We start from the raw sequence: 4,800 nt of genomic DNA on the forward strand, positions 1-4,800 counted from the left end.
TCCCCAAACAAAATATAGTTAAACAGATACGCGAGCAAAGGAATGGCGTAGAACAAGACACTCACGCTGTCGGCGTTTTCACTTCTGATCATATAGAGCAGTAAAAACAGTGCCCCAACGGAGACAACAATACTCATCCAAAGTAGGGATACGATGAATCCAGTACTCCAGTTTATCTGCCAGCCCGTGGAGAGAGCGATTACTATGAAGATAGGCATTGAGAACATGCTTTGGTAAAGCATAGCTTGTGCTGGATTGGTATGAATGTGGGCTTGTTTGATGGTGCCGTATGTCATTGAGATTAGGGTCAGTACTGCAAATACAATACCGATACCAGAAACGGATTCAATGCTTTTCGCACCCAAAATCGCAATACACAACCCAATGAACCCCAATACTAATAAGCTGGTTTTAATGGTATCGAGTGGCTGCTTACCCATTAAAGGGGTAAGCATAGGCTGCAACCCAAGCACTAGGGTAACAAGAGCTGGCGACATGCCTGAACCAATAGCGAGAATGTAGAAGGTGACGTAAAACACCTGCAGCATTAAACCGACAATCGCAATGTATTTGAATTCACTCAAACTTAGACGAGTAAACGCCAATTTGCCTCGGGTCGCCATAACGATCAAGATGAGGAGTAGACAAACAAAAGAGAGCATCGAACGAGCGGCGAGGAAGCTCCATTCCGATGAATATTGCAGCCCCACTTTCACCATAACCGCTCCGCTGCTCCACATCAGCAGAAATAGAATAGGTGCTAAGGCACTGAGTGAGAAATGAGTACGCTTCATGGTTTAGTTCGCTTGGGTTTCTTAGTTGGCTTTCAATATATCGCCTTTTCAACACTCGAAATTTTCCCATAAGACGGTTTTTTGTTTCTTGAAGACGAAGCTTCCACAGAAAGAATGTGTTCGATCTTGGAGTGGAATGAGCGAAAAGTGTGATTTAACTAGCTAACATGTCCGAAATTGACCTCCTATAAAAGAGCATTTCCCGCCAAACTGTTAACAGTATGTAAACTATGCTGGTTTGAAAATGATCGTGACGCGCCTTGCACCTGAAACACTTATTGCCGCGAATGGTAAGCCTCAATATGGGCAGTTTGATGGCATACCCAAACAACTCGCAATCGAAGAGTTTGATTATCGTAATACCATGGATGGAAAAGCGTCGGCGTTGAGGCGGTATTTCCACTATAAGCAGTTTCAGTTTGTCAGTGTGATTACCGATCGCTACGTTATTGGGGTAGCGATTGCAGATATTCGTTATCTAGGATCGGCGTTTTGTTATGTCTACGATATCGAGAAAAATGAACTGATAGAAAACAACTGGTTACGTCCATTGAATTGTGGCTACGCAACGGCACCATCGCCTTATACCAGCTTTGCTCACATAGCTTCAAAGCAGATTCAGTTCCATCTTTTTGAAGGTGGTTGGCAGGTGAAGCTGAACACCAAAAACGTCAAAGCCGATTTAACCCTGTCTGCACCCAGTGGAAGCTTACCCTTGGCGATGTGTACACCTACGGGTTACACCGGTTGGACATACACCCAAAAACACAACGCTCTATCTGTACAGGGAATATTGGAGATTGGCGGCGAGCCAGTTCCTTTAGATTTCGCTTTGGCAGGGTACGACTTTTCTGCAGGGTATATGAGGCGTGAAACCAGTTGGCGCTGGGCAAGTATCAATACTTGTTTGGGTGAAACCACTTTGGGTTTAAACCTCGCGGCGGGAGTTAATGAAACGGGAAGCTGCGAAAATGTATTGTGGCTAAACGGCGAGAGGCATTTTCTTTCGAATGTGCATTTTGAGTTCGACCGCGATAGTTCTGATCAAGACAACATCGACCAACATTGGCGAGTTTTCTCTGAAGATGGCTGTGTGGATTTGGTTTTTAAACCATTAAACAAACGCAGCGAAAAGTTGAATCTTTGGCTATTAAAAAGCAATTTCAGGCAGTTTGTTGGGCAATTTTCTGGCTCTATTAAAGATAATCACGGGCAAGTGCATCATCTCGATGAGGTACTTGGATTAACGGAAGACCATTTTGCGCGCTGGTAGGTTCGATGTGCTAGTGCAGATAAGGACGAATTCATGGACATAGACTCCCTTATTCACCATCCAGAATGGTTGCTTATCGTTTTAGCGCCTTTGTTTATTGTCTGTATTTTGGCGGAATATTTCATCGGTCAGAAAAAAGGAAAGTTACCAGACAATGCGACCTATAAACTTCCGGAAGTCGCCTGCAATTTTGCCCTTGCGGGGATGCACCAATTTGCCGACTTGCTTACCGGATTAATGGTGGCTCAGCTTTACTTGTGGCTGTTTGGTTGGCGTTTGTTGGATATTGAAATGGGGTTAGCAAGCTTTCTGGTATTAGCGGTATTGCAGGACTTTTGTTATTACTGGTTTCACCGAGCAAGCCACCGAATTAGATGGATGTGGGCAGCGCATGTGGCGCACCACAGTTCGGAACGGATGAATTTCAGCACGGCTTTTCGCCAAAGCTTTATGTACCCTTTAGCCGGAATGTGGGTATTTTGGTTGCCATTAGTGATCATCGGGTTTGATCCTAAGTGGGTGGTGTTTGTGGTGTTGTTAAACTTAGGCTTACAGTTCTTTGTTCATACGCAATGGGTACGTACGCTTGGTATCATTGAGTATGTATTTAATACGCCATCGCATCACCGTGTGCATCATGGTCGAAACCCGCAATATATTGATAAAAACTATGCGGGTGTATTGATCATCTGGGATAAGCTGTTCAGCACTTTTGAGCCTGAAGTCGAAACGGTGCGCTATGGTATTTCTAAACCTGTAAACAGCTTTAATCCGCTGGTGGTGACGTTTCATGAATGGCGAGACATGTTTATAGAAGCCAGTCAAAAAGACCTGTCGATACCGCAACGTTTCAAGGCGTTATTTTCTCCGCCGAGCGATACGCCCATCGCGTCGGCAAAGAAAGCAGAGCCAAAGAAACAAGGTGCAGAGCATTAGTTCGCTTGAACTCAGGTGAACAAGCTGTTCCCCAACACTTTAGGCTATTTCGGATCTTGCTTGGTGACGGTTGATTGTTGTCCAGTATCTTTCACCTGATACCCTTGCGCCAAGATCTGGTTTCGAATGACGTCCGCCTCTTCATATTTCCCCTGTTTTTTAAGTGCGGTGCGCTCTTCTGCCAGCTCTAGAATGTTATTGGGTATGGCGACTTCTTCCACTTTGTCTATTTCAATGCCGAAGATTTGGTCGAAATACATCAATGTGGCTTTTTTGTTTTCCGGTGCGATTTGGCTATCTAACACTTCCCAGACGAGTGCCAACGCTTTCGGCATATTGAGATCACGGTTGATGTGTTCAAAAAATGCGTTTTTAAATGATTCATCGACGTGACCACCCTCAGGCAAAGCGGCGGCTTTTGTTCTCAATCGATTGAGGGCTTTTTGCGCGCCTTTCAAACTGTCCCAAGTGAAGCTTAAATGGCTACGATAGTGGCTAGTGAGTGCCAAATATCGATAAGCAATTGGGTCAAATCCTTGCTCTAGCAAGCTGTCTAACCGCAAAGATTTTCCTGATTTGGAAATCTTCTCGTTGTCTATTTTTAGAAAGTAGCCGTGTAGCCAAAAGTTGGCTTGAACGTGACCATTTTTCGCTTGGCATTGGGCGATTTCATTGGTGTGATGGACAGGAATATGATCTTCACCGCCAATATGGATATCGAAGACCTCACCCAAATATTTCTCTGCCATCGCAGAGCATTCAATGTGCCAACCCGGAAAGCCTCTTCCCCATGGGCTTTCCCATTCCATTTGTCTTTGTTTGTTTCCGCTGAACTTCCAAAGCGCAAAATCGGTAGGTCGCTTCTTTTCTCCCATATCCACTCGGATACCCGCTTCTAAACCTTGTTTATCAAGCTTTGCCAGCTTGCCGTAATCAGGCAACTTGTTTGTATCGAAATAGACACCATCGCTAGTTTGATAGGTGAATCCTTTTTCTTCCAGAGTTTGAATGAAGGCGATTTGCTCTTGGATGTGCTCGGTTGCTCGGCAAGTAGTGGAAGGGGCAAGAATGTTTAAACGTTCAAAATCTTGAAAGAAGGCTTCTTCGAAATAGGTCGCAATGTCCCAAGCAGACTTTTGTTGTTTGCGAGCGCCTTTCTCCATTTTATCTTCACCTGTGTCGCCATCGGATACCAAGTGACCAACGTCGGTAATATTCATAACGTGGTGAACATCGTATCCATTGATTTGAAGCACACGTCGCAGCACATCCACAAATAAATACGTGCGTAAGTTACCTACGTGAGCGTAGTCGTAAACCGTTGGACCACAGGCGTACAGCCCAACTTTTTTTTGCTCGATGCTGGTAAAAGGCATGAGCTCCCTGTTCATAGTGTTAAACAATTCCAGTGTTGGCTGAGCCATAATTCAATCCTTGTGTCGGGCAAACCCTAATAAATAAACAAATGCAAAAAGGCCGTAGATGGAATCATCTACGGCCTTGGAATTCGTATGAGTCTTACTTTGTGGTAACTAGTTTTGGTGATAACCAGTTTTTAGTGGTGACTCGATGGCAAATACACGAAAGCAGCCGTAGATGAAAGATCTACAGCAACAACAAGATTGGTGAGCAATCGCGAATATCGAAGTCATGCTTTTAAACTAATCGAGATAATAGGGAATTGCAATGGCTAGGGGCGAGATGTTCAGATTGCTTGTTCAGGTTGCTTAGGTATTTGGTATTTAGGTGTTGACCTCTACTTAAGTTGAGGTTTTAAGGTATATACCCAAGTAACCT

At 44.4% G+C, this 4,800-nt stretch carries 4 protein-coding genes; 2 read left to right on the plus strand and 2 right to left on the minus strand.

The genetic code is table 11. The features are described from left to right. Positions 1-794, minus strand: a 794-nt coding sequence (locus CW749_RS28020; protein WP_101115764.1) for a DMT family transporter, incomplete at its 3' end; no start/stop codon positions are given. A 244-nt stretch (positions 795-1,038) separates the two neighbouring features. On the opposite strand from CW749_RS28020, the gene CW749_RS28025 reads away from it, so the two are divergent. Continuing rightward, positions 1,039-2,067, plus strand: coding sequence for a DUF2804 domain-containing protein (locus tag CW749_RS28025; protein ID WP_101115766.1), 1,029 nt, complete (start codon positions 1,039-1,041; stop codon positions 2,065-2,067). Positions 2,068-2,100: 33 nt separating this feature from the next. Then, positions 2,101-3,003, plus strand: a complete 903-nt coding sequence (locus CW749_RS28030) for a sterol desaturase family protein (RefSeq protein ID WP_101115767.1) — start codon at positions 2,101-2,103, stop codon at positions 3,001-3,003. Between the two features lie 44 nt (positions 3,004-3,047). Here CW749_RS28030 and cysS read toward each other — a convergent pair whose 3' ends face one another. Continuing rightward, positions 3,048-4,427 (minus strand): cysteine--tRNA ligase, encoded by a 1,380-nt coding sequence (cysS, locus tag CW749_RS28035; RefSeq protein ID WP_101115769.1) that lies wholly within the window; start codon positions 4,425-4,427, stop codon positions 3,048-3,050. Positions 4,428-4,800 lie beyond the last annotated feature (373 nt).

It is taken from the genome of Vibrio sp. vnigr-6D03 (genome assembly GCF_002835515.1).
GTDB lineage: Bacteria > Pseudomonadota > Gammaproteobacteria > Enterobacterales > Vibrionaceae > Vibrio > Vibrio penaeicida.

Bases quoted from the DNA above. Each gene is read 5' to 3' on its own strand.
- cysS (WP_101115769.1), bottom strand. From the start codon at position 4,427: ATGGCTCAGCCAACACTGGAATTGTTTAACACTATGAACAGGGAGCTC.
- CW749_RS28030 (WP_101115767.1), top strand. From the start codon at position 2,101: ATGGACATAGACTCCCTTATTCACCATCCAGAATGGTTGCTTATCGTT.
- CW749_RS28025 (WP_101115766.1), top strand. From the start codon at position 1,039: ATGATCGTGACGCGCCTTGCACCTGAAACACTTATTGCCGCGAATGGT.